The organism is Rhodococcus sp. IEGM 1341 (genome assembly GCF_030056895.1).
GTDB lineage: Bacteria > Actinomycetota > Actinomycetes > Mycobacteriales > Mycobacteriaceae > Rhodococcoides.
In genome coordinates this window covers 309,092-329,799 of record NZ_JASHKV010000005.1, presented here as the reverse complement: position 1 = coordinate 329,799, position 20,708 = coordinate 309,092, and the positions used below count along the sequence as shown (strand labels likewise).

The 20,708-nt window shown below is 63.7% G+C and carries 26 protein-coding genes; 8 read left to right on the top strand and 18 right to left on the bottom strand.

What is annotated here, in order from left to right; genetic code table 11:
- Positions 1-79 precede the first annotated feature (79 nt).
- Genes QM615_RS14720 through QM615_RS14705 form a run of 4 tightly spaced genes read right to left on the bottom strand, consistent with a single transcriptional unit; the run spans position 80 to position 2,582 of the window.
- Positions 80-562 (bottom strand): Sec-independent protein translocase subunit TatA/TatB, encoded by a 483-nt coding sequence (locus QM615_RS14720; protein ID WP_269596860.1) that lies wholly within the window; start codon positions 560-562, stop codon positions 80-82.
- Positions 550-1,326, bottom strand: coding sequence for a twin-arginine translocase subunit TatC (gene tatC, locus QM615_RS14715; protein ID WP_269596861.1), 777 nt, complete (start codon positions 1,324-1,326; stop codon positions 550-552). Before tatC ends, QM615_RS14720 begins: the two co-directional genes overlap by 13 nt.
- Entirely contained in the window at positions 1,323-1,550 is a 228-nt protein-coding gene (locus tag QM615_RS14710; protein WP_094640695.1) for a twin-arginine translocase TatA/TatE family subunit, read from the bottom strand. Before QM615_RS14710 ends, tatC begins: the two co-directional genes overlap by 4 nt.
- A gap of 33 nt (positions 1,551-1,583) precedes the next feature.
- Positions 1,584-2,582, bottom strand: a complete 999-nt coding sequence (locus QM615_RS14705; RefSeq protein ID WP_269596862.1) for an intradiol ring-cleavage dioxygenase — start codon at positions 2,580-2,582, stop codon at positions 1,584-1,586.
- A gap of 181 nt (positions 2,583-2,763) precedes the next feature.
- Here QM615_RS14705 and QM615_RS14700 point away from each other — a divergent pair, with 181 nt between their 5' ends.
- Positions 2,764-3,795 carry an ABC transporter substrate-binding protein gene (locus tag QM615_RS14700; protein WP_283347494.1) on the top strand — a complete coding sequence of 344 codons (1,032 nt, stop codon included), beginning with the start codon at positions 2,764-2,766 and terminating at the stop codon, positions 3,793-3,795.
- On the opposite strand, the gene QM615_RS14695 is transcribed toward QM615_RS14700, so the two are convergent.
- The gene (locus QM615_RS14695) at positions 3,773-4,393 is read right to left on the bottom strand and encodes a class I SAM-dependent methyltransferase (RefSeq protein ID WP_269596864.1); all 621 of its coding nucleotides are present in this window, start codon (positions 4,391-4,393) and stop codon (positions 3,773-3,775) included. The genes QM615_RS14700 and QM615_RS14695 overlap by 23 nt on opposite strands.
- Positions 4,394-4,500: 107 nt before the next feature.
- The gene (locus QM615_RS14690; protein ID WP_269596865.1) at positions 4,501-5,601 is read right to left on the bottom strand and encodes a GGDEF domain-containing protein; all 1,101 of its coding nucleotides are present in this window, start codon (positions 5,599-5,601) and stop codon (positions 4,501-4,503) included.
- Here QM615_RS14690 and QM615_RS14685 point away from each other — a divergent pair.
- The 3 genes from QM615_RS14685 (at position 5,570) to QM615_RS14675 (ending at position 7,730) form a co-directional block, all read left to right on the top strand.
- Positions 5,570-6,004 (top strand): hypothetical protein, encoded by a 435-nt coding sequence (locus tag QM615_RS14685; RefSeq protein ID WP_269596866.1) that lies wholly within the window; start codon positions 5,570-5,572, stop codon positions 6,002-6,004. The two genes, QM615_RS14690 and QM615_RS14685, sit on opposite strands and share 32 nt — an antisense overlap.
- Positions 6,005-6,205: 201 nt before the next feature.
- The gene (locus tag QM615_RS14680; protein ID WP_269596486.1) at positions 6,206-6,532 is read left to right on the top strand and encodes a hypothetical protein; all 327 of its coding nucleotides are present in this window, start codon (positions 6,206-6,208) and stop codon (positions 6,530-6,532) included.
- A gap of 229 nt (positions 6,533-6,761) precedes the next feature.
- Positions 6,762-7,730 (top strand): AurF N-oxygenase family protein, encoded by a 969-nt coding sequence (locus QM615_RS14675; protein WP_269596485.1) that lies wholly within the window; start codon positions 6,762-6,764, stop codon positions 7,728-7,730.
- On the opposite strand, the gene QM615_RS14670 is transcribed toward QM615_RS14675, so the two are convergent.
- The 5 genes from QM615_RS14670 to QM615_RS14650 form a co-directional block, all read right to left on the bottom strand.
- The gene (locus tag QM615_RS14670; protein ID WP_269596484.1) at positions 7,703-8,923 is read right to left on the bottom strand and encodes a Fic family protein; all 1,221 of its coding nucleotides are present in this window, start codon (positions 8,921-8,923) and stop codon (positions 7,703-7,705) included. The two genes, QM615_RS14675 and QM615_RS14670, sit on opposite strands and share 28 nt — an antisense overlap.
- A 90-nt stretch (positions 8,924-9,013) precedes the next feature.
- Positions 9,014-9,745 (bottom strand): TetR/AcrR family transcriptional regulator, encoded by a 732-nt coding sequence (locus tag QM615_RS14665; RefSeq protein WP_283347493.1) that lies wholly within the window; start codon positions 9,743-9,745, stop codon positions 9,014-9,016.
- Between the two features lie 35 nt (positions 9,746-9,780).
- Positions 9,781-10,320: a copper resistance CopC family protein gene (locus QM615_RS14660; protein ID WP_269596482.1), complete on the bottom strand. Its 540-nt coding sequence runs from the start codon at positions 10,318-10,320 to the stop codon at positions 9,781-9,783.
- 20 nt (positions 10,321-10,340) lie between these two features.
- Positions 10,341-10,697 carry an ArsR/SmtB family transcription factor gene (locus QM615_RS14655; RefSeq protein ID WP_032396178.1) on the bottom strand — a complete coding sequence of 119 codons (357 nt, stop codon included), beginning with the start codon at positions 10,695-10,697 and terminating at the stop codon, positions 10,341-10,343.
- Positions 10,698-10,711: 14 nt separating this feature from the next.
- Positions 10,712-11,917, bottom strand: coding sequence for an MFS transporter (locus QM615_RS14650; RefSeq protein WP_269596481.1), 1,206 nt, complete (start codon positions 11,915-11,917; stop codon positions 10,712-10,714).
- 127 nt (positions 11,918-12,044) lie between these two features.
- On the opposite strand from QM615_RS14650, the gene QM615_RS14645 reads away from it, so the two are divergent.
- Entirely contained in the window at positions 12,045-13,271 is a 1,227-nt protein-coding gene (locus tag QM615_RS14645; RefSeq protein WP_283347492.1) for a PAS domain S-box protein, read from the top strand.
- Positions 13,272-13,354: 83 nt separating this feature from the next.
- On the opposite strand, the gene QM615_RS14640 is transcribed toward QM615_RS14645, so the two are convergent.
- Positions 13,355-13,693, bottom strand: a complete 339-nt coding sequence (locus tag QM615_RS14640) for a hypothetical protein (protein ID WP_283347491.1) — start codon at positions 13,691-13,693, stop codon at positions 13,355-13,357.
- A 48-nt stretch (positions 13,694-13,741) separates the two neighbouring features.
- Between QM615_RS14640 and QM615_RS14635 the strand changes: the two genes are divergently transcribed.
- Positions 13,742-13,954, top strand: a complete 213-nt coding sequence (locus tag QM615_RS14635; protein ID WP_269596478.1) for a hypothetical protein — start codon at positions 13,742-13,744, stop codon at positions 13,952-13,954.
- Between the two features lie 22 nt (positions 13,955-13,976).
- On the opposite strand, the gene QM615_RS14630 is transcribed toward QM615_RS14635, so the two are convergent.
- From QM615_RS14630 to QM615_RS14615, 4 genes are all read right to left on the bottom strand, one after another.
- Positions 13,977-14,840, bottom strand: a complete 864-nt coding sequence (locus QM615_RS14630) for a type IV toxin-antitoxin system AbiEi family antitoxin domain-containing protein (protein ID WP_283347498.1) — start codon at positions 14,838-14,840, stop codon at positions 13,977-13,979.
- A 132-nt stretch (positions 14,841-14,972) separates the two neighbouring features.
- The gene (locus QM615_RS14625) at positions 14,973-15,344 is read right to left on the bottom strand and encodes a PLD nuclease N-terminal domain-containing protein (RefSeq protein ID WP_283347490.1); all 372 of its coding nucleotides are present in this window, start codon (positions 15,342-15,344) and stop codon (positions 14,973-14,975) included.
- Between the two features lie 291 nt (positions 15,345-15,635).
- Positions 15,636-16,040 carry a hypothetical protein gene (locus QM615_RS14620; RefSeq protein ID WP_269596474.1) on the bottom strand — a complete coding sequence of 135 codons (405 nt, stop codon included), beginning with the start codon at positions 16,038-16,040 and terminating at the stop codon, positions 15,636-15,638.
- Complete coding sequence (locus tag QM615_RS14615; protein WP_143536624.1) at positions 16,037-17,071, bottom strand: LacI family DNA-binding transcriptional regulator; 1,035 nt, start codon at positions 17,069-17,071, stop codon at positions 16,037-16,039. The genes QM615_RS14620 and QM615_RS14615 overlap by 4 nt, the downstream gene beginning before the upstream one ends.
- 222 nt (positions 17,072-17,293) lie before the next feature.
- Between QM615_RS14615 and QM615_RS14610 the strand changes: the two genes are divergently transcribed.
- Positions 17,294-18,235 (top strand): dihydrodipicolinate synthase family protein, encoded by a 942-nt coding sequence (locus QM615_RS14610; RefSeq protein ID WP_269596473.1) that lies wholly within the window; start codon positions 17,294-17,296, stop codon positions 18,233-18,235.
- Positions 18,236-18,259: 24 nt separating this feature from the next.
- On the opposite strand, the gene QM615_RS14605 is transcribed toward QM615_RS14610, so the two are convergent.
- Complete coding sequence (locus QM615_RS14605) at positions 18,260-18,418, bottom strand: hypothetical protein (RefSeq protein ID WP_179276454.1); 159 nt, start codon at positions 18,416-18,418, stop codon at positions 18,260-18,262.
- 106 nt (positions 18,419-18,524) lie between these two features.
- Between QM615_RS14605 and QM615_RS14600 the strand changes: the two genes are divergently transcribed.
- Positions 18,525-19,703: an Nramp family divalent metal transporter gene (locus QM615_RS14600; protein WP_394855403.1), complete on the top strand. Its 1,179-nt coding sequence runs from the start codon at positions 18,525-18,527 to the stop codon at positions 19,701-19,703.
- A gap of 33 nt (positions 19,704-19,736) precedes the next feature.
- On the opposite strand, the gene QM615_RS14595 is transcribed toward QM615_RS14600, so the two are convergent.
- Entirely contained in the window at positions 19,737-20,693 is a 957-nt protein-coding gene (locus tag QM615_RS14595; RefSeq protein ID WP_283347488.1) for an EamA family transporter, read from the bottom strand.
- Between the last annotated feature and the right edge of the window lie 15 nt (positions 20,694-20,708).

The window sequence follows — 20,708 nt, the reverse complement described above, 5'->3', positions numbered from 1 at the left end:
GCTGAGCTCGGCGTGTCGAACCAAGGACCGGATCAACCGTTATTCAGACAGTCCCGGGTGCGATTATCGCCTTTCGGATTCAGCCGAGCGCGGTGTGGGTAGCACCGATCTCTGTCGCCATCGCCGAAGTAGCCGCTTTCGGTTGCAGTTGTGCCGCGATGCGACGCGGATCGTTCTGCGGGAGTGAGTCGATGAGAATGCGTCGGGGATGCGAGGAGGGCCCGGTGATGAGGTATTTCTGGCCGGGTCGTACGCGGGCTGCTTCGGCGAGGACCTGCTCCGATGGGGACTCGGTGTCACGCAGTTGGTTGGTGTCACGCAGTGCGTCGCTGACGATCCGGCGGGGGTCGTATTGCCGCAGGTTCATCGATTCCCATTCCGAGCGTCGGAGCGGAACACCTATTTCGTCTTCGGCCGCGGTGCGGGTGGTGTCGACGAAATGGCGCACGCTGCGTACGGCGCGGGTGAGTTGGTGCGCGTATCCGGGGAGGCGTTGGGGGCCCAGGACGAACCCGGCGATGATCGCGACCAGGAACAGTTTCTCGAAGGTCAAGCCGAACATGATGATAGCTCCGGTTTCGGTGGTGTCAGGGCGCGTCTGTCGTGTACCTCGGTGATCACGATTGCTGCGCCGAACAGTGTGGCCATGGGAACCGCGACCAGGAACATCGACAGGACATCGGCGGCGGGCGTGACGAGTGCACTGAACAGCGCGATGCCGACGACGCTGATTCGCCAGCTGCTGCGTAGCCTGCGTGCGGAAAGGATGCCGAGGCAGTTCAGCATCACCAGCAGTGCCGGAAGGACGAAGGCGATGCCGGTGGCCAGGACGATCTTCATGACGAAGTCGACGTAGTACGAGGCGTTGAGGATGGTGCTGTCCTGGTCGGAGGAGAACCCGGCGAGGACGCTGACCATGCGGGGGAAGATGGCGAACCCGAACACGCAGCCGGCGACGAACAGTGGAGCTGCGGCCGCGGAGAAGCCGTAGACGTACTTCTTTTCCCGACGCGTCATGCCGGGGGTGAGGTAGGCGAACAGTTCACGCAGCCACACCGGAGACGACACGATGACGCCGGTGAACAGGGCGATCTTCAGTTCGAGATCGAAAGCGCCGGTGACGGTTTCGAAGTTGAGGCTGGCCTGACGGGTGAGGGCGAGTTCTTCGACGGGTGCGCGCAGGATGTCGAGAATCTGGTCGGAGAGCGCGAATCCGATCGCGATGCCGACGAGCAGCGACACCGCCGCGCGAATCGCGCGGCGACGTGCCTCGCGTGCATGCGCGGCAAGCGGCATCACTCCCCGCGCGGCGGTGGCTGTGCTCACGAGGTGTGTCGGTACGGAACCGGCGTGGACGCAGCGTCGGCGAACACCGGAGCGGTCGTGTCGTCACGCGCTGTGGGCTTCTTCTCCTCGCGCACTTCGTCTTTCAGGATGCGCATCGACTGGCCGACGCCCTTCGCGAGTGACGGGAGCTTGGTGGAGCCGAAGACGAGCAGCAGGATGGCGAGAACGATGAGGGCATGCCAGCCGGTGAGGTTGTGCAACATGGTGATTCCTTCGGTGGTGTGAGGTAGGGGTGATCAGTTGGTGGGTGCGGTGCCTGCGGGTGGGCCACCGGCCGGGGGAGTGCCGCCGCCCATCGGGGACTGGCCGCCTCCGCCGCCGGAAGGGGCTGCGCCGGCGGTGGGTTCGGTGGTGGTGTCGATGGCGACGGCCAGCGATCCGACGTAGCCGGCGGTGGCGTCGCCCGAGAACGATCCCATCTGCAATTCGTAGCCGTCGCCGAACACGTTGTCGTTGTCGATGCTGCCGAGCTGCGCGAGGTTCTGCGCCGATGACGGGTAGGTGTCGAGCTCGTAGATCGCGTCGAGCATGTCCTGAGGGAATGCGATCTGCGAAGTGGCGATGGCGTTGTCCGCTGTGGTCGCCGAGGCGGCGTCGGGATAGACCTCGAAGTGAATGTGGGTCCAGCGGCCGCTGTAGCAACCGGGGACGATCGTGTCGAAGGTGACGGTGCCGTTGGCGTCGGCGGCCTGGATGCCGCGCAGGTACGTCTCGTCCTCGACTCCTTCCGAATACATCGAATACAGCCCTGCCGCATCGCATTGCCACAGGTACACGGCGGCGTTCTCGAAGGGGCGATTGTCGTTCGCCATGTCGGTGAGGGTGAGGTCGAGCGACAGGGGCACTCCGCCGACCGTGGTGCCGCCGTCGAGGCTGGAGGTGATGTCGCGGCGAACGATTCCCGATTCTTCGAGCACATTGACGCCGTTCGAGCCGTCGGCGGGGTAGGGGCCGTTGGTCTCGTCGGGGATCTCGCTGGTTGCGGCAGTGGCTGTGCTCGACGCGGTTGCCGTTGTGGCGGTGGCACTTCCAGAGTTCGACGTGCTCGAGCAGGCAGCCAACGCCACCGCGCCGGCCCCTGCGCCGACGATGCTCAGCACGCGGCGACGGGTGACGAGGGTGGTGATGTCGAACCTCGCGCCCTGGTCGACGACCTCCTCGGCGGGGCGATCGAGTAGCCGGCCCTCGTAGGCGGGTCCGGCAGAAGTGTTGGTGGGCTCGGGGATGCGGGTCATCGTCGTGGGTCTCCTTCGATGTGGCACTGAATGATTCGGTAGTGCCAATACTCTGGGACGTTGCGGTGAAGACCCTGAACCTCCGCTGCAAGGTTCCTGTGAGCGGTGTGGCCCGGATTTCCGATGGGAGATAGCTAAGGCTAGCCTTATCGGTAATGCCCTCTCGAGCTACAGGATTGTCATGACTCATCGCCTCACGTTCCGCTTCGCCGCAGTGTTCACCGCCGTGGCAGCCGCATCCATCGCACTGGTTGGCTGCAGCTCGTCCGATTCGACCGACAGCCCGACCGAGTCGCCGTCCACCGGCTCGTTCCCGCTGACCGTGCACCACATGTACGGCGACACCACGCTGGACGCGGTACCCGAACGGGTCGCGACATGGGGATTCGGCATCACCGACGCGGTGCTCGCACTGGGTGTCGTCCCGGTGGCGATGCCGTCGGCCGAATACGGCGGAGGTGACGATCTGATCTATCCGTGGGTATCCGACGCGATCGAGGCCTCGGGCGGCCCGGCACCGGTTCTGCTCGACAACGTCACGGACGCACTGTCCGTCGAGAAACTGCTCGCCACCGACCCCGACGTCGTGTTGGCCCCGCACTCCGGCCTCACCCGAGCCGAATACGACGCGGTGACCGCGGCCGGAGTTCCCGTCATCGCCCCGCCCGAGGAGCTGTGGTCGACGCCGTGGCGCGACGTCATCACCACCACCGGCGACGTTCTCGGAGTCCCCGAGCGCGCACGCGATCTCGTTGCCGATCTGGATCGCCAGGTGCAGGACGCAGGCGCGCAGCATCCCGAATTCGACGGCCGCACAATCGCATACGTGTCCGAGGCTGCCGACGTGTACTACCTGCTGTTGCCGACGGACCCGCGAGTGGAGCTGCTCGAGAACCTCGGCTTCGCCTCACCGGCATCGGTGACCGATCTCGCGACCGACGATGCCACCTACTCGACGACCGTCTCGGCGGAGAACATCTCGAAGATCGACGCAGACGTCGTGTTCACTCAGGTCGACACCGAGGACGCTCTGCAGCAGTTCCTCGATTCGCCTGTGTCGCGTCAGATTCCGGCCGTCGCTGCCGGTGCGGTCGCCGGATTCGTCGGCCAGGAAGCCGGAGCCGCAGTGGGCCCGACGGCACTGTCGATTCCGTACTTCCTGCCGACACTCGTCGACGGACTTGCCGATGCTATCGCGGTGCCCGTGAACTGACCCGAAACACCGCATCGCGCAACGTTTTCGAGTGCACACCCGTCCCGCCGACGGTCCTGGAACGCTCGAGTGCGGTGTCGATGCGCCACGAGGAGGCGTCGAACAGGGCGGTGATGTCTTTCGCGGTGACGGTGGTCTCGTGCGGCGGTGTGCCATCGGGTGAATGATGGTGTGCGCCATCGTTCAGATGCCCGACGATGAGCAGTGAACCGCCCGGCGCGACCCACTGCGCGATGTGTCGATAGAACTCCAACTGTGGAATCGACGGATGCGCGTAGTGGGTCATCACCAGATCCCAACGCTCGGTGGGGTTCCAGGTCGTCAGGTCGGCTTCGATCCAGGTGACGTCGACCCCCGCTGTCTGCGCCTGCTGCGCGGCGGCCTGGAGGGCGGCTGCGGAGATGTCAGCACCGGTGACCTGCCAGCCCTGCTCGGCGAGCCAGATCGCTTCCGCTCCGGTGCCACATCCTGCGTCGAGCGCGGTACCGGGCGTCGATCCGGCTGTTTCCTCCACGAGATACGGATTGGCGGCGACGGTGTGGGATGTTCTGTCATCCCAATGGTGCTCCCAGTAGTCCTTGTCGAATGCGTGCGTCATCGATCGTCCTCTCCCGGTGGTGTGCCGATATCAGAATGACAGCCCGCGCGCAGGTGCGGCAAGTATTGTTGCCGTATCAGCAAATCGGCGACGGTGCTCGCACTGTGTCAGTGAGGTGCGTCGGTGATCATTCGATTGCGGCCGGCGCGCTTCGCCTGAAACATCAGTGCGTCAGCTCTGTCGAGTGTGTTGCGAAGACCTTCGTTCGGTCGCTGGAGCGTGTATCCGGCCGAGAACGTCACCCCCGAAGGCATGGTGGCGGCTGCAAGAGCCTCGAGTGATCGAAGAGCATCGCGACGATCGCAGTTGCGGAGAATGATCACGAATTCCTCTCCGCCCCATCGTGCCAGGAGGCCATCGACGCCGATGCAGTTGCGGGCAGTCGACGCGAAGTCGCGGAGCAACGCGTCGCCGGCTGCGTGGCCGAAGTGGTCGTTGAACTGCTTGAAATGGTCCAGATCGAGAACCGCGACCACGGTGTCGACCGAATGGTCGTCGACGACGGACACCGCGTAGTCCGACCAGCCGCGACGGTTGAGTGCCCCGGTCAGTTGATCTGTTCGGGACGCAAGCAGGATGCCGTCCTCGACCTCTTTTCGTTCGGTGATATCGAGAGCGGCAGCGAGCGTCCACTCGGCATCGGCCGGACCGGTGAAAGGAACCAGAGTCAGTAGAACCCAGCGAATCTCGTCGTTCGGGCGAACGAACCTCACCTCGACTTTCACGGATTCTTCCGCGGCCGTCCCGGCGGCCATCAGGTCCTCGACGCTGCCGTGGAGCGGGAGGTCGTCCGGGTGAGTGTGCACCGTCGCGGATCGACCTATCAGTTCCGAGGAGGTCAAGCCGACGAGTTCGCAATAGGCGGCATTGACGTCGACGAAGAGCCCATCGGCGTCGGAGACAGCTTGCGCCACGGGGCTGGAGGCGAACATGCGCCTGTACCAGTGTTCCTCCACGACGCGACGACCCGCTTTCTTCCCTTTCCTGCACCGAAAGTCTAGTCGAGGTGGGGTCGAGCCCAACGGCACATGCGTCTGCCGGGAGCTCGGTTCGGCCGACTCTTGCTCAACTGTCGCTGGAAGGCAGCAAACTGGTACGAATGTACGACTTTCGGGAACCGTTCGTGCTCCCGCGCCGTCCAAGGGGTTGGGATGGCCGGCCGACGATGGGGTCTTGATGACGACGAAGTGGCGAGAAGTGACGAGCATCGAGTGCCAACAGGATTTCGACGATCTGCTCGACGTCTGCATCGACATCGCCGCCGAACGGATCACCGAGAACTGGGGCCTCCACCCGGTCGCTGTCGTCAACGATTTGTCCGGCGGGCAGCGAGTGCTCGCGCCGCTGCAGCCGGACGGAGGCGGGGCGTCGAACACTGCGATGCACGAGCAACTCGTCCACGATCTGCGAGCCGTCGCCGGGGATCTGCGGTCGTACGCCATCGTCTCCGACGTGACCGACGAGGAGGCGTCGGGCACATATCTCGAGGTTCTGCTCGAGCACCGTGAGTACGCAATGCGGATACTCGTCCCGTACCTGATGCCCGACGCCTCGACCTTCGATCTGGGTCCGACGAAAGCCTCGGTGGGGCAACGGTTTCTGTGGGGCTGACCTCTCCGCAAACGCGCGCGCCTTTGCCAGGTGCGCGCGAATTATGCCCGGATCGGGGGCAAATCCGAACGCGTCTGACAAACGCGCGCGCCTTTGCGAAACCCGGGGGTGCGCGCGCCGATCACCCTCGTCCAGGGGATTGGCACTCTCAACGGTCGAGTGCCAAAATAGAGGCACATACTCACTCGAAAGGAGTCCGCAGTGACCGTCACCTCTCCCCACTTCGATACACGTGATTCGGACGACGACATGCCACCGAAGTGGTGGAATCGGCGCATTCGTACCCGCGCTCAGGTGACCGAATATGCCGTCATGTTCGGTGCACTGTCGATCGTCTCGTTCTGGGCTGCGGGTCTCGGTATCGCGGCGGGACTGATTGCCGTTGCCTCCGCATTGTGGGCTGATCGCAGCCCCGACCTTTCTGGGCCGCCCGCCGATCGCAGCGACAGGGCGCTTGCCATCGGGACCGGCATCGTCGGAATCGTCGTCGGCATCGGATTCGTCGTGATGGTGTTGCCATACTGGTGATGGAGCGACGTCGTCGCACGTGACTGGAACTTCGTAGCCTGCTACGAGCTTCTGCTCACGACCCGGGGCGCCCGAGTATTCGAGGCCGGTCGACCGTACAGCGGTCGGCCGGTTTCGTCGTTTCGAATCGATTTCTTCAAGTATCTGCGACGGAGCGTTGCACCAACTAGATTTATATGTGACGCTGTGTAGCGTAAAGATTTGAACGGACGCGGGCGGAAGGATCACTATGACTGCAGTCGACGACGCACGAACGCTCTACCGAGACAGGCTGCACGCTCTGTCGACGGCATCGGTGCATCAGCACTTCGACGCCTTCCTCGACATCCCCTGGGATGAGCCCGAATATGCGATCGTTCCCAACGATCCACGCTGGGTGCTCCCGGACGCGGACCCGCTCGGCCACACCGACTGGTACAAGTCGCTTCCCCTGGACCGGCAGATTCACATCGGGATGTACCGCCAGGCCAGCATGGTCAAGGTCGGCCTGCAGTTCGAGCAGATCCTCATCAGCGGACTCATGCAGTACGCCCTCACGCTGCCCAACGATTCACCCGAATTTCGGTACTCGACGCACGAAGCCACCGAAGAGTGCCACCACACCCAAATGTTCCAGGAACTGGTGAACCGCATCGGCATCGACGTGCCGGGTGGGCCCGCGTGGTTCCGCAAGGTCGTACCGATGCTTACGGTGTTCGCCGCTCGATCGACACCGTTCGGATTCTTCGTCGGCGTCCTCGCGGGAGAAGAGCCGATCGACCACATGCAGAAGGGCGTCCTGCGCGCCGGTAGCGTCGGACACCCCTTGGTTCAGCGCGTGATGCAGATTCACATCGCCGAGGAAGCCCGTCACATCGGCTTCGCGCATCAGTACCTCGAGCACAAGGCCCCGCGGCTCGGACGCTTCGAGAAGGCATCGATCTCGATACTCATGCCGGTCATCATGCGACTGCTGTGCGACGTGATCATGAAACCGAGCAAGCAGATGCGACGCGACCTCGACATCCCCGACGAGGTTGTCGACGCCGTCTGGTGGGACAGTGACTCCTCACGAAAGGCATTGCGCGACACCTTCGGTGACGTCCGCATGCTCGCGGGCGAGCTCGGACTGATGAACCGCGTGTCCCGACGCGTATGGCGCGCACTCGGTATCGACGGCCGCCCCTCGCGCTACCGCAGTGAGCCGTCGTTCGGCTGAGCTGTTCGTTGGGGGACCGAGCGTCTTCCAATGGCGACGCTGAGTGCATCGAGTTCGGCCAGAACCGCCGTGGCAGCCCATATCTGGTTGCGCTTGCTGGCTGTCAGTACCTCGAGCACGCCTGCCTCGGTCAGCCGAGCGAGGGCGCGATAGGTGCTCGCATCGGTGGTGCCGGTGATCCGACTGGCCGTGTCCGCGTTCAAGATCGGGGTGTCGAGCAAGGCGTCGATGATCTTCGCGTCCGCCGAATTGGCGCGGGGGCGAGCAGTGACGCGCCAGTGTTCAGGAAGTTCGGCCAATGCCTGGGCCGATTCCTGGGCGGCGTAGCTGGACACGGTTGCCGCCTGCGCGACGTAGTTCACGAATCCATCTGCGTCACCGGCGCGGTAGTCGGTCAGCCTGTCGAAGTAGCGCCCTGTGTCCGCGAGCATCACCGATGCCAGGGGGACTGTCACCCGTCCGGTCAATCCGCGTCGACGCAGGATCGCGCTGATCAGAGCCCGGCCGATGCGGCCGTTGCCGTCGGTGAACGGGTGGATGGACTCGAACTGGGCGTGCGCGATCGCAGCCTGAGCAAGTACGGGCAGATCTGTTCGGTTGGCGAAGGTGAGCAGATCCGCCATCAGTTCGTGGACGAGCTCCGGCGGAGGCGGGACGTACAGAGCGTCGATCGGGGTGTAATCGCTGCCGCCGATCCAATTCTGCACGTCGCGAATGGTGCCCGAATCGCGCGCGGTGTAGAAATCCGGTGCCATCAACAGTCTGTGCGCGGTCGTGAGGTCGTCACCGGTGATCGGACCTCTGCCTGCGGCGTCGACCATCGCCGCCAGAGCATGCACGGCCGCGAGTTGAGATTTCGCCTCGGCGTTGGATTTACCTCCGGCGAAGGCCTTGCCGAAGGCGCGCCAGCCGGCGTCGATGTGCTCTATTTTCGACGATGCGACAGACTCGCTTCGGAGCAGAAAGTCGGACAACGGTGCCAGGTGCTCGCCGAAACCCGCCTCCAGCCGGACGACAGCAATGACCGCCTCTTCATGAGCCCGAGCAACCGAGCCGGAGAGATCGCACTGCGCTTCGCCGATCATGGGTGGGATGGACACTTCGATGTGTTGCAGCGTGCGATCGGCCCGCGAACCCTGACGCCGACTCGGCTTCCAGGCCCGCGACTCGACGCGGTGCGGCGACCAGATCATTGTCGCCCCCGATCGTCAGAAAACGCGACTGTTTCGAACGTAAGTATACTTTGATATCACGAAAGTAGACTATGTGCGCCAATGGACGCGCTACCGCAGTGAGCCGTCTTTCGGCTGAGTCTCGTCGACGACGCTCTCGAGTGGCACCTGCGGGATCGCGATGCCGCGGGATGCTCCGAGTCCCTTGACCTGCAGCCAGATGGTGTCGGCCAAGAATGTCGCGAAATGATCGAGCCCGGTACGTGTTTCGGTCTGCCCGCTCCAACTGCGCACCGCACCCATGCAGCCGGACACCAGGCCCGCCACCCACGGCCGCACCAGCGACCAGTCGTCGGTGGTCAGGTCAGCATGCACGAGGGACAGGAACGCCGCGACGCTCACTTCCAACTGCTCGGCCAGCATGGCGTTGGTTTCTTCGAGGGGAGTAGGCGACTCGGCACTGACGTCCTGCTCGACGAAACGCGTCCACGCGGGATGCTCCGCCACCCACCGCACGTAGGTACTCACCACTCGATGGACCACATCGCGAGGAGTGCCGGTCAACGCGAACGAGGTGACCAACGTGGCCGTCAACTCCGCGCAGATCGCCCGCTGAATAGCCGTGTCCAAGTCGGTGCGATCACGAAAATGCCGGTACAGACCGGTGCGATGTACCCCGGCCTCGGCGGAAATCTGAGCGGTGGTGAGCCGCTCACCAGGAGCGATATCGCGCGCCAGCACCGTCATGGCGGCGTCGATGATATGGCGTCGACGATCGGTGTTGTGCTGTTCCCAACGCCGCTTACGGCCATCGGACTTCGGGCGCGGGCCACCGTCACTCATGCTGCATGTTCTCACGTCCACACTGGGCAAGGCTGTCAGTTGCTGCGTTTACGAAGCGCGAACAGAACGCCGGCTGCGCCGACCGCGATTACGACCACCGCGATGATCCAGATCGGAAAGCCGCTGCTGTCCTGGGTGTCTTCGGCGGCGGTCGGGGTTGTTTCGGTAGTGGCAGGGGCTGCGGATGCTGAGGTTGCTGCCGACGTCGGGGACGCTTGGGTGAGCTGGAACGGAATGCTGCCGGTGATCGGGTGCCCGTCGGCGGAGACCACTCGGTAGCCGATGGTGTACTCACCCGCCGCACCCAGCCCGTCCAGATCCACTGTCACCGTGCTGCCGTCGACGACGGGATCCGATGCCCCCCATTGCGTTCCGTCGGATCCGACGACAGTCACGGTGGCGAAGTTCGACTGCACGGACTGATTGAACGTCAGCGTCACCTCGTCCGGCGCGGCGTCGAGCACGGAGTTCTCGGCAGGGTTGCTGGACTGCAGAGTTGCATGCGCAGCTGCCGGAGCGATCGACAGTGCCGTCGCGGTGAGAATGGCGGCTGCGATCACGGCCAGGCGTTTCATGGACTGCTTTCTTGTTGTGGCTACTCGTGTGGAGGTTCGCCGGTGACCTTGTGGTCTGCGAAGTTGAGGCCTTCACGCACGAGACGGGCGAGGTGACCGTCGGCCAGGCGGTAGATGACGTTGCGGCCGTCGCGTCGGGTCTCGACGAGTCCGGTGAATCGGAGCTTGGCCAGATGCTGGCTGACGGCGGTGCGGGAGGTTCCGGTGGCCGTGGTCAATGCGCTGACGTCGGCGGGCCCTCGGTCGAGTAGCCAGAGGATGTGCAGTCGGGTGGGGTCGGAGAGCATCCGGAAGGTGTCGCTGGCCGTGGCCAGGCGCGCGGAGTCCGGTTCGACGGCATGGTCGAGACTGATGCGCGGTTCCTTCTTCGGTGGCATCGAACGTCGTCTCCCTACGCGGAGGCGACCACCGACATTCGGGTGCGACTCCACAGGCGTGCTGCGGTCAGTGTCGCAAGTGTAGCCAAGCCCGTGAGCACCATCGCCGCGGTGAACAGTCCGAACTGAGCCCCGACCCATCCCGCAACCGGATAGGTGAGCAGAAACGCGGCATGCGAGAGCGAGAACTGCGCCGTGAAGATGGATGTACGGGTGCTCTCGTCGGATTCACGACGCAGAATCCTCGCCGACGGCGTGTTGATCATCGACGTCCCGACGCCCAGCAGCGCCCACGTCGTGGCCAGCGCGATCCAGGCTGCCGACCCACCGTTCAGGGTTGCAACTGCTGTTGCTGCTGCGGTTCCCACGACGGCCGTTGCGGCCCCGGTGAGCATGAGGGTGTGGTCGTTCGTGGATCTCAGCGCCCGCGGGATGAGCAGTGCAGCGAGCATCGAACCGCCGCCGTAGAAGCCGAGAGCGATGGCCAGCTGGCTGCTCGAGCCGCCGAACAGATCGCGAACGTAGACCACGGAATTGACCATCACGAGAGCTGTCGCCGCAGCAACCACCGTGTTCAGGGCGAGCAGCCCCTGCAGTTCGGGATTTCTGACGAACGTCGTGATGCCTGTTGTCGGCCTGTTGTGTTTGGGCGCAGTGCGTTTCGGCAGCACCGTGCCCACCACCATCATCGCGGAGACGACGAACCCCAGCGCCGTGCCGACGAACAGCGTGTGAAAGCCGATGACCGTCAACAGTGCTGCGGCGATGAGTGGACTGACCAGTGACTCGAGGTCGTAGGCGAGGCGTGAGAGCGTCAACGCGCGGGTGTACTGCTGCGAGTCGGGCACCACGGACGGAATGACCGCCTGAAAGGTGGGAGTGAACGTGGCCGACGCCGCCTGCAGAACGAAGATCAGCACGTATACCTGCCACACCTGATCGACGAAGGGCAGCGCCAGCGCGGTGAGCGCCCTGACGGCGTCGGCGGTGACGAGCACGAGCTTGCTCGGGAGCGCGTTGGTCAGTGACGAAACAATCGGAGCGACAAACACATACGCGATCATCTTGATCGCGAGAGCGGTGCCGAGGACCGCACCGGCGGCACTGCCGGCGATGTCGTAGGCGAGCAGCCCCAGTGCCACCGTCAACAGACCGGTGCCCAGCAACGCGACGACCTGCGCGGTGAACAGGCGTCGGAAGGCGATGTTTCGGCGCAGCATGGGATTCAAGGTACACATGCGTGCGCACTTGCGCACTCGTATGGTTTTGCTGATTCCGAGTTCCCGCAGGCACGACAGGGAATCTTTGGGTAGCGTTGCGCGGTCGGCGTCACAAACGAGGTGGTCCATGACCGGTACGCGAAACGCATCGAGCGAGATCATGCGTCGCGCCGTCGATCAGTTGCCCTCGATGATCGGGTACTGGGACAGCTCGCTGCGGAATGTGTACGCCAACCAGGTGTACGCGGATTACTTCGGTATCGAACCTCGGGATCTGGTCGGTAAGCACCTCAGCGAACTGCTCGGCGAGGCGCTCTTTCAGTTGAACGAGCCGTACATCACCGGCGTCCTCGCCGGCGAGCAACAGCAGTTCGACCGGACCCTCATCGACGTCAACGGTGCCGTGCGCGTCACTCAGGCAACCTATGTGCCCGATATCGTCGACGGTGCCGTCGTCGGGTTCACCGCGTTGGTCGTCGATGTCAGCGCACGCGCCGAGGTCGAACGCGAGCGCGATCGCGCGATCCGGCTGTTTCAGAACGTCATGGAGAACGCCCCGATCGGCAAAGCAGTGATGACCCGTGACGGACGATGGCTCCAGGTGAACAAGGCCCTGTGCGAACTACTCGGCTACACCGCAGAAGAATTGCGGCAGAAAACCTTTCGTGACATCACCCATCCCGACGACATTCCCCTCGCCGACGAACACCTCAAGGGACTGGCCGACGGGACTCTGACGAACGTGGCGTCGGAGAAGCGATACATCCGCAAGGACGGAGCCACCATCTGGGTGCAGCGAAACGCGACCGTGGTGCGCGACGACGAATCCGGCGACGTCATCATCGCGCAGATCCAGGACATCACCGCTCGCAAAGCTGCCGAGGCGTCGCTCGAACGCCAGGTGCTGATCGACGACCTGACGGCGTTGGGTAATCGACGACGATTGATGGCCGAGCTGGATGCGCTGAAGGAATCGGTCAGCGAACGCCCGGTCGGAATGCTCTTCGTGGACATCGATTCCTTCAAATCCATCAACGATAGGTTCGGCCACGCAGTGGGGGACCGGGTACTCCAGGCAATCGGCCGTCGCATCCTGGACAACACCCGCACTCGAGACATCGCCTGCCGCATCGGCGGTGACGAATTCGTAGCCCTGCTGCACTCCGCCAGATCTGCCGAGGGAGTCGAGCGCCTTGCCAACCGGGTTCGTGGCCTCCTCGCCGGCCCCTACGACATCGACGGCATCGTCGTCCCGGTCTCGGTGAGCGTCGGATGGAGTTGGGAACCAACCACCGACCCGGACGAATTACTACGCATCGCAGACGAGCGAATGTACTCGTCCAAGCGCGCCTGAGATCTGGATCAATGTGGGTTTCAGTCGGTTGGAGTGCAAGAGAGTCTCATTGATCCGGCGTGTCGGGCTGGGGCTGGGGAATCTCACAGCCGTGTCGGCCGTGCACCCAGCGGCGGCGCGGGGGTGGGCCCGCGGTGCTTACGTGACTCGACTCGATACGCGATGTAGAGATACAGCAAGCCCGTGATGGCCCCGCCCAGACACCCTGCCGCAGTATCGAGAGCAGTCGAACCCGAGCCGACTATCAACTGCATCAGGAGAAAGCCGATTCCGACTGCAGGGGCGAGAGCCAGAGCATTGATGTAATCGGCCCGGGTGGCGCCGCATTTCTTGCTCAGTGCCCCGGTCATGACCCACTCGCGAAATGGCTTCTGCATCTCGGCCTCCGACCTCGTGCGGTCCAGTTTGTCCGTTTCCTTCACGGTACCGGATAGTTCGCGGCGCTGACGGTGTCGTGGGAGGGTGCAGGTATGCGTGCTCTGGTGTTCCTCGCGGTTCTCGCGATCGTGTACAAATGGCCGCTGTTCGGAGGCAGCCCCGGCCAGTGGTCTGCCCTGTTCCAGGGCGTCATGATCGGCGCGATAGTCAGCACCGCGGTGACTCCCGCGGGATGGAAGGCGATCCGACGCATCAGAAGTCGACTCGATGGGTCGTACAGTCCGCCCAGGTCCTCGCGGCGATGAAATCGGGTGCAACTGACCGCGCTCAGCGCGGCTGGCTGCACCGGATTCGATCGAGAGTGGCGACTATTTCGGCGATCACGTGATCCATGCGTTCGGTCAGGTCGACCCAGGTGTAGCGAAGGATCGTCCAGCTCTGAATGATGTCGTTCTGCCTGATCCGATCCTGATGGAAGGCGTCGTGATCGGAGTGAAATGCCCAGCCGTCGATTTCGATCACCACCATCTCGGCGAGGAACGCGAAGTCGAGTTCGTATCCGCCCCATCGATAGTTGACCACCCAGCCGCCGATCTTGCGGGCCCGGAACTCTCGAATCAAGAGACGCTCGCCCTCGGAGCGTGCACCGTTCGCTGCGACCTTCAGCAGCCGCTTCGCTTCGGGAGCGCCGGTGCGACCTGGGTTTCGTGCATCTGCCCGCTGCAATCGCTCGAGGTCGGTGTGTCGCTGAAGTGCCCGATCCATGATGTGCGCCTTACCTATCGACGCTTCCAGAACGGTGAGTTCGAGAGACGTGACGCGAAGCCCGCGCCGCTCGACGATGTCCTTGTTGTGAATGTCGCGGCGGCGTAGTCGGCAGCCCTCGGCGCGGCTTCGCCCCCTGCGTGGGGTGGTGACCTCGATGATGCTCGGCGCTACGGAGATCACCCCGTGCCAGAAGGCCGCGGCTTCCCCGCTGAGCGCAGCGTTCGATCCCGCACCCCACACGGCGCATCGAATGCGTGCATCCGCAGTGAATGGGCGGTCGACGACGAAGTACACCCCGCGATGAATTGTTCGCCACGCACCCGCGCGAACCGAGCGATCCACAGCGTCGCCACTCAGACCGCAGAGTGCCGCCTGCGCGCGAGTGATCACGCCGTCGTGCTGTGCCAGCCATTCATCAAGCATGTCCACTTGGACGTTCACGGTGCCGAAGCGGTTCCCTAGCGAATCGAGTGCATGGAACCGCGCTCAGCGCGGCTGGATGCACCGAATTCAATCGAGGTGGAGCTGTGTGTTTGAGAGTTTTGCCCGCCCAGATCAGAACCCGAGATCTCTCTTGCGACGCTCGCGCTCGAGTCGGCGTTGTTCCTCTGCACGTTCTCGACAACGCCGGAGAAATTCTGCATCGGCATCGGGGTTCTGGGCAGCCTGACGGCCGGGGCGTGTTTCGTATTCAGGAAACGCAGAGTTGCTCGCGCGCCGGTTGCCGCCACCGGGACCTCCCCAGATTCCGCCTCCTACAGGACGTCCCGCGAACAACCATGCCAGTGAGCCGGCGAGCGGGAGAAACACCACCAACAGCAACCACACGATCTTCGGGAGAAATCGCACTCCACCATCGTCGGCCGTGATCACGTCGATCAGACAGAACACCCACAGCAACATCACCAGCAGACCGAGATACGGCATGTGATCCTCCATTTTCAAGACCGTTCGGTCTGATGTATCGAGCATCGTAGCGGGGCTGTCGCGATTTCGACAGATATGTCCCCAGGTCTATCGATCGGCAGCATGTGGTCAGCGAGGTGCCGGACTCCGCTGCTGGGCAAAATCGGGTGCAGCTAGCCGCGCTCAGCGCGGTCAGTTGAACCCGATTCGGCCTCCAATTGCTTCAGCCCGCATAGCGTCGCTGCAACAGTCAGTGGCCCTGGGAGTAGATGAACAGCGACGACTGTCGTGTGTTCCTGGTGAGCAGGACGGTCAGGGGTCTGCCGTCCCCTGCGCAGGACGCGAGGTGGACAGCATCTCGGGTTCGCAGGTCAAGCCCAGTGCAGACCAGTTGCTCGTCGATGCAGCGGCGCACGTCACCGGTTGCAGGGGCGGATAGGAAGGGTTTGCCGCCGATAGCGCTTTATCGTCGCCGGCCTCGCTCGGCGCGTCGAATCGGGCCCGCCACGCGGGCTGGCCGACGAACTCCGTGTGGGTGAAGGCCTGAACGAACTCGAAGCCACTCGGCACGTCGAAAGCTATGTCCTGCAGACCACGCGACACTTCTTCTTCGTCCATGGACCTGCGTTCGCCGGGCTCGAACGAACTGCACGACGCGGTGAGGGCGACGACAAAACCGATGAGCCAGAACCGACACAGTCCCGCTGATGAACTCATCTCACCGCACGGCTCGATGATTGTCGCGGGATCAGTGTCGGGAGTGCCTTTTTCAGCGGAGTCGAGCCGTCGTCGCCGTTGAGTAGTATTTCCATTGCGGTTCGGGCGATTTGGTCGAATGCGGTGCGAACCGAGGTCAGGGGAACCGGCAACAGTTGCGCGAGCGGGATGTCGTTGTAGCCGACCAGTGAAAGGTCTTCTCCGACAGCCAGATTGTGTCGATGTGCTGCCGACAACACTCCGAGGGCAAGGTTGTCGTTGGCTGCGAACACGGCGGTGGGACGGCCTGAGCCGTCGAGCAGATCGTGTCCTGCGCTTGCCCCGGCTTCGATTCCGTAGCCGGTTTCGATCGTCCACTCCGGGCGTGGTTGGAGGCCGGCTTCGGCAAATGCCCTGTGCGCGCCCGCCAGACGACCGACAGCACTGGACGTGAACAGAGGGCCTGTCAGCACTGCGATGTCGGTGTGGCCGAGATCGATGAGGTGACGAACAGCCAGATATCCACCGGTCTCGTCGTCGCCGATCGAGGACGGGCTCTTTCCATCGGTTCTCAGCACCAGTACGTGCGGAATTCCGTTCTCGCGCAGGTGACTGGGGAGGGGGTCGTCGGTGCGACTCGTGGCGAGAACGACCCCATCGACATTGCGCTCCAGAAGCGACTGCGCAGCGTTCCATTCGTCGGTGGGATCGTCGCCGCTCGTCGCGACGACGGCGTGGTAACCCTCCCTGCCCGCTGCCCGGTCGATGGCCTCGAACATCAGCGCCATCACGGTGTCCGAGAGGCGTGGCACCAGGACTCCGATGGTGGCGGTGGCACCGCGTCGTAGATTCGACGCGAACGTGTTGCGCCGGTATCCGAGATGCTCGGCAATCTCGCGCACCCGTACGGCCGTCGCGGATCGGGACGGTGCGACGCGGTCGTCGAGAACACGGCTGACGGTCGAGATGCTGACCCCGGCAGCCTTGGCGACGTCACGCAGTGTGACCGCGTCCGTGCGCTCCGTCGAGAGCCCACTTCGGGTGGAACGCATGTGCAGTTCCTGACTGTTCGTTGAATCTCCTGGTACGGCCGAACTTACAGATCGCCAGCCTGCGGCGCATGCAAACGTCCCAGGAACGTTTGCAAGTGCGCTGTGCGATGCCTGTCACCCCTGATCTCCAAAGTGATGGTCGACACATCCACGGGGAGCGGTTTAGCGTAATGCAAACGTTCCCGACAACGTTCCCATCAGATTCTCGAGAAGGACGACAACATGAATTCACTCGATCTCCGCGGACTCAGCCCAGCACCGATCACGCCGTTCACTCGCGATGGTGAGGTCGACTACGACGCGATCCAGCGCCTCGGGTCCTGGCTCGGCAGCGTCGACGGCGTCAAGAGTCTCGTCGTCCTCGGTCACGCGGGTGAAGGCACATTCCTCACCCAGGCCGAGCAAGCCAAGGTGATCGGTGCCTTCCGCGATTCGGTCGAGGGAAAGCTTCCGATCATCGCCGGCATCACCGGGGAAGGAACGGCCGTATCCGTCGAAGAAGCCAAGCGCGCGGTCGACGCCGGTGCGTCCGCCGGACTGGTGTACCCGTCGCACGGTTGGCTGCGTTTCGGCTACCAGGACGGCGCACCGCAGGATCGGTACCGCGCACTGTACGAGGGATCGGGCTTGCCGCTGATCCTGTTCCAGTACCCGGATGTCACCAAGGCGACGTACAACCTCGACACCCAGCTCGAAATTGCCGCTCAGGAGGGCGTTTTCGCAACCAAGAACGGCGTTCGGAACATGCGCCGCTGGGACCGTGAGATCCCGGTTCTGCGTAAGGAGAACCCGGACCTGCAGATCCTCAGCTGCCACGACGAATACCTGTTGCACACCATGTTCGACGTCGACGGCCTCCTCGTCGGCTACGGCGGCCTGGCTCCAGAACCCCTCGTCGAGCTCATCGCCGCAGGCAAGGCCAAGGACTACCCGGCCGCACGCGCCATCCACGACCGTCTGCTGCCCGTCACCGCCAACGTCTATCACCGCGGATCTCACATGGAGGGGACTGTCGCGCTCAAGGAAGGCCTGGTCCACCGCGGCATCCTCGAGCACGCCACCGTCCGCTCGCCGCTGCTGCCACTGGCCGCAGGCGCTCACGAAGAGATCGCGGCGGCACTCGATTCCGCGAACCTCGGTTCGGTAGTACCCGCGCTGGTCTGAGTTCCCTCGCAGGGACAGACCGCGTCAGATCACTCGGTCGGCATCGGTGGCCATCTTCGTCCGGCCGTCGATGCCGCACACCGACCTTCGCTCGTACTTTTCGTATCCGCTCCCCACCGCGTCGAGCCGAGGGCACACTGCCTCTAGTAGCGAGTACGGAGCGTCACCAGAAAGGCTCGTCATGAGTCAACCCCGCACGACCCCGGTGGCACCAGCCGCGTCCACCATCACCGCAGATGGACCGCCTGCCATGTCGAGTCGATGGAAGACAGTCCTGAGCACGCTGGCCATGGCGGGTCCCGCCTTCATCGCCGGCGCCTGGCAATTCGGCCCCGGCAACCTGGCGAGTGCGGTCGAGGCCGGTAGCAAGTACGGCTACGCGTTGATCTGGGTCGTCGTGCTCTCGACGGTATTCATGCTCGTGTACGCCGATATGAGCGTGCGTCTGGGAATACGGACGACGACGTCGTTGATCAGTTCGGTCAAAGACATCCTCGGGCACCGCGTCGGCGTCGCTGCCGGCTTCGGGGTCTTCATCATCACCCTGTGCTTCTCGGTCGGCAATGCCGTCGGATCCGGACTCGGGCTGTCGATGGTATTCGGCGGCTCCCCACTGATCTGGACGATTGCCTGCACGGCATTCGTGGCGCTGATCCTGTTGTTTCGCAACGTCTATCGCATAGTCGAGCGAGTGCTGCTCGTCATCGTCGGACTCCTCGGTGCGGCCTTCATCATCAGCGCGGTCATCGCGAAGCCGGACTGGTACATGGCTCTCGACGGCGTGATGCCCAGCGCCCCTTCGGGAAGCTTGCTGCTCATCGTCGCGCTCGTCGGCACCAACTTCTCACTCAACGCAGCGTTCTTCACCTCGTACGGCATCCACGAACGGGGCCGGACCAGAGGCGAATACCGTCAAACCTCCATTGCCGACACGATTCCCGGCATCGTCGCCCCCGGCATCATGACAGCGCTCGTCATCGTCGTGGCCGCTGCGGTACTCGAGAGCCAGAATGCCGAAGCCACCAGCTTGGTCGGACTGGCGAAAATATTCGAACCCATTGCAGGACCGATCGGTTCGACCATCTTCGCCCTCGGACTGTCGGGAGCGGCCTTCTCCTCGATGGTGGCCAATGCCACCGCCGGAGGAACCATGCTCTCCGACGCGTTGGGCCGGGGAGCATCGCCCGGCACCCCTACGGCGAAGGTGACCTGCGCTGCGATCCTGGCGTTCGGTTTGGCGATCACGATCATGTTCACCTCGTCGCCGATCCAACTGATCATCGTCGCGCAGGCTCTGACCGTGCTGGTGGCCCCATTCCTCGGCTTCTTGCTCTACGTCATGAGCAACAACCGCCAACTGATGGGAGACCTCCGAAACACGTGGTGGAAGAACGCACTCGGTGTCCTCGGATTCCTCTCCATCCTGTCGCTCTCCGGTGTGCTGGTCTACGAACTTCTGTCTCGCTAAAGCACGCGTCGCAATCGTCCCGGGCGGGAGTTCTCACGAACTCCTGCCCGGGACTTTTCTGTACCTCAACGCCACCGATCGCGGTGGGTGTGTCGTGACGAACTGTCCGGCTATCGAACCCACGAGCGCGATGCCGAAGCCGACGCACTGAACTCCGGTCATGCTCTGTCCCAGCACTATCCATCCGATGACTGCTGCAGTGAGCGGACTCAGCACGCCGAGGAGTGTGACATTGGCACTGGGGAGAGCGCGGGCACCGCGAAACCACAGTGAGTAGGCCAACGCGCCGCCCACCACTGCGAGCCATGCATAGCCGATTGCAGCCTCGGCATCCAGTGCCCATGGCCCGTTGTCGACGATCGGAATCAGTGGCGAGATGACCACTCCGCCGACAATCAGTTGCCACGCAGTGGAATTGAGTGGGCTGGTATCGGGTGGCACACCCCAGCGCTTGGTGAGGGCGACGCCGATTGCCATGCTGACGGCTCCGACCACTGCGGCGGCGAGGCCGATGGCGTCGAGTCGGATCGTTCCGGACACCGCTGTCAGTGCAACCCCGACGACGGCCATTGCAGCCCATCCAACTTGGATGGGCCGCGTTCGCCCCCAACCGAAGATCGCCGATACAGCCACGATCACAAGCGGCTGCGCGGACCCCACGACGGCGGCAATTCCACCGGGTAGCCGGTAGGCCGCCACGAACAGCATCGGAAAGAACAATCCGATGTTGAGTACACCGAGGGTCGCGATCTTCAGTCGCCATCCCTTTGCGGGGACGCCCGGAGCGATGAGCAGCAGAAGGAGCCCGGCGGGAACCGCGCGCAGCACGCTGGCGGTCATCGGGCGATCGGGGGGAAGGAGTTCGGTGGTCACCACGTACGTCGTGCCCCAGAGGATGGGAGCGAGTGCGGCAGCGGCCGTCAATCCGAGAGTCGAGGGGGCGACGTCGGGTGCGCGGTGGCGTCGAGCATCGGTTGGGTGTGTCTGCATGCGAGGTGGTCGCAT